At 66.3% G+C, this 3,423-nt stretch carries 3 protein-coding genes; 1 reads left to right on the forward strand and 2 read right to left on the reverse strand.

Translation table 11 applies throughout. The features are described 5' to 3' along the window. Positions 1-467: DEAD/DEAH box helicase (locus AC1D0Z_RS18065; protein WP_477659579.1), on the reverse strand; the 467-nt coding region annotated here is incomplete at its 3' end. Between the two features lie 221 nt (positions 468-688). Next, complete coding sequence (locus AC1D0Z_RS18070; protein WP_477659580.1) at positions 689-2,173, reverse strand: MFS transporter; 1,485 nt, start codon at positions 2,171-2,173, stop codon at positions 689-691. Between the two features lie 103 nt (positions 2,174-2,276). On the opposite strand from AC1D0Z_RS18070, the gene AC1D0Z_RS18075 reads away from it, so the two are divergent. Next, entirely contained in the window at positions 2,277-3,287 is a 1,011-nt protein-coding gene (locus tag AC1D0Z_RS18075) for an ornithine cyclodeaminase family protein (RefSeq protein ID WP_477659581.1), read from the forward strand. The last annotated feature ends 136 nt before the right edge of the window (positions 3,288-3,423 follow it).

Here is a 3,423-nt window from a genome sequence, read left to right on the forward strand (position 1 = left end):
GTGTTGCCCAGCGTCAAGGCGTTGTGGTCAATCAGGTCGAGCAGGCGGCCGGGCGTGGCGACCACGATGTCGGCGCCGCCGCGCAGGTTCATCATCTGCGGATTGATCGACACGCCGCCAAACACAATGGCGACCTTAATCCGTTTGGGCAGGTATTTGGCAAAGTTGACGATGGCTTCACCGACCTGCGCCGCCAGCTCGCGTGTGGGCACCAGGATGAGGGCACGCACGGGACGGTGCTGGCCAACGGCGGCTTGTGAAGTGGCCAGCTGCTGCAGCAACGGCAGCGAAAAAGCTGCTGTCTTGCCCGAGCCCGTCTGGGCCGAGCCGAGCACGTCGCGCCCCTCAAGAATGGCCGGAATGGCGGCGGACTGGATGGGGGTGGGCGCGGTGTAGCCTTTTTCCTCCAGGGCGCGCAGCAGCAGCGGCAAAAGCGAGGGCGTAAAACCGAGTGAGCTAAAGGGCATGGGGAAAGTGTGAAGGAGAGAAGAGGGGGAGGGCCGCGCGCAAGGCGCGTGCGGTGGGGCGGTGCGCTGCCGTCTGAAGCCCCAAGTTTAAGCCTCGGGCCTTTTTCAAGGCTGTATTGGAGTGCTGGGTGCCAGCCCCATTGCCTTCCGCATCTACCGGCCCCGACAGGCTGCTATGAAAAATATAGCTGCTTGCGCACGTCCCTGTTGGGCTGCAGCCGTTATTTGCTTAAGAACTCCTGGGTTGCTTGCTGCGCAGGCGCCAGAAACACCATCGCGCAGGCCGACGCGCCCAGTGCGCACAACACGCAGCCCAGCACCACCCAGCGGAACGCGGCCACCAGTACCTCGGGTGTGGCGGCCTGCAGCGGCCCGCCCAGGCTGGCGGCAAACACTACGCCCAGCACCGCCACCGCCAGCAGGCCGGCCACGCGCGCCACGGCGTTGTTGATGCCGGAGGCGATGCCAGCGTGGGTGGAAGGCACGGCGTTCATCACCGTGGTGGTGAGCGGCGCCACGGCAATCGTCATGCCCAGGCCCATCACCACCATGGCCGGGAAGAAGCCAGCCCAGTAAGACCAGCCCACGCCGGGCAGGGCCAGCAATGCAAAGCCCGCAGCCGCCACCGCCGGGCCGGCCATCAGCATGCGGCGTGCGCCGAAGCGCTCGGTGAATTTGGCGGTAGCGGGCGACAGGAAACCCAGCAGCAGCGACAGCGGCAACAGCGTGGCGCCCGCGGCGGTGGTGGAATATTTAAAGGCGCCAATCAGCACAAAGGGCAAAAAGAACAGCGCACCGCTGAGTGCAAAGTACAGCAGCAGCGTCAGCAAATTGGTGCCGACAAAGTCGCGCGACCTGAAAAGGTCCAGCGGCATCATGGGCGCACGCGTGCGCGCTTGCGCATAGACAAACGCCACCAGCAGAACCACCCCCGCTGCAAACGGGCCCAGCACGCTGATGGCCTGCCAGCCGCGCTCGGGCGCCAGCGTGAGGCCGTAAGTCAGCGCGCCCAGGCCGCCGGCCACCAGCAGCACGCCCAGCCAGTCGAGCTGCTGCGGCGCCTCGGGGTCGCGGCTGTCGGGCACGGCGTACAGCGCCAGCCACACGGTGGCCACCGCCATGGGCACATTCAAAAAGAAGATGGACCGCCACGACACCGCATCAACCAGCCAGCCGCCGAGCACCGGCCCCGCCGCGCCGGTAATCGCGGCCCATGCGGCCCAGGTGCCAATCGCTTTGCCGCGCGCTTCGCCCTCAAACACATTGCCAATGATGGCCAGGCTGGCCGGCACCAGCAGGGCGGCGCCCACGCCCTGCACGGCGCGCGCGGCAATCAATGCCAGCGGGCCGGGTGCAAAGCCGCAGGCCACCGAGGCGGCCGTAAAAATGGCAATGCCGAGGATGAAGATCTTGCGGCGGCCAAACCGGTCGCCCAGCGAGCCGCCCACCAGCACCAGTGAACCCAGCGCCAGCAGGTAGGCGTTGATGACCCACTGCATGGCCGCCAGCCCGCTAGCTGAGTCACCGGCCAGGTCACGCTGGATGGCGGGCAGGGCGATGTTGACGACCGAGCCGTCGATAAACGCCATGGAAGAGCCCAGCACCGTGGCCGCCAGCGCCAGCTTGGGGTGCGCCGTTTTGCCGCAGTCGCCACCCTGGGCGCGGATGATGCCTTCGTCACAAGGGGCGTGCGGGTTGGCGGGCATGGGGTCTCCTGCAATAACTGATGGGGAGGTGAATCGTTGATTTGACAAATTGTCTGACAATAGATAATATTTCCAGATGACGACACACCTCGCGCAGCCACCCATGCCCCATCCTGCCAGTTCCCTGCCGTCAAAGGCAAGCAGGCCGGCTGATGCCCAACTCCTGCTGCTGGACAAACACGCGGTCGAATCCCTGCTGCTGCCCGCCGATGTCCTTGCGGCCACGCGCGAAGCCTTTGTGCTCCACAGCCAGGAGGAGGGCCGCGTGTTCTCCCTGGTGCGTGAAAGGCTGGCCACCGGCGGCGTGTTTGGCATCAAGTCGGGCGACGTGGGTGCGCAGTCGCTGCTGGGCTTCAAGGCGGCCGGTTTCTGGCCCGGCAACCTCGCGCGGGGCGCCGACGCCCACCAGGCCACCATCATGTTGATTGACCCGGCCACAGGCCGGCCGACCTGCCTGATTGACGGCAATGCCGTTACCACCGAGCGCACCGGCGCTGCCGGCGGCCTGGGTCTGCAGCTGGCGCGGCAGGACAGCCGCATGGTGTGTGTCTTTGGCACCGGCGTGCAGGCGCAGGCGCAACTGCGCTTTGCGCTTCGCCAGTTGCCTGGGTTGCGCCAGGTGTTTTACGCCACGGCCAATGGCCTGCCCAAAGCCGCGTTTGAAGCCATGTTTGCGGGTGGCCCGTGCACCATCACGCATGCGGCAGACGTGAACGCGGCCGTGGCCCAGAGCGATGTGGTGATCACGGCCACGACCGGCAAAGGCCCGCTGTTCGAGCTGGCCGCTGTCCGGCCCGGCACCCACATCAATGCCGTGGGCAGCGACACCAAAGGCAAACGCGAGCTGCCCGAAGGCTTGCTCGCCAGGGCACGCGTGTTTGTGGACGATGCCGCCCAGTCGCGCAGCATTGGCGAGCTGCAATGGGCTCCCGAAACCGCCTGCACTGAAATCGGCGATGTGCTGTCGGGCAAGGCCACCTTTGCGCGCGGCGCCGGCGACATCACCTTGTTCGACATGACCGGCATTGCCCTGCAGGACCTCACGGTCGCCCGTCTGCTGGAGCAGCGCGCGCGCCTTGCCGGCATGGGTCAAAGCATTGCCTGGCCCTGGTGAATTGTTTGACGCCTTTACCGTTCTGGAGATTCCCTTGACCGCCAACCATCCCAACCCCCTGGCCACACTCGACACGCCCGCCGCGCTGATTGACCTGCCGCGCATGCAGCGCAACATCGCGCGCATGCAGCAGCGC

It is taken from the genome of Polaromonas sp. P1_E3 (assembly GCF_056405935.1).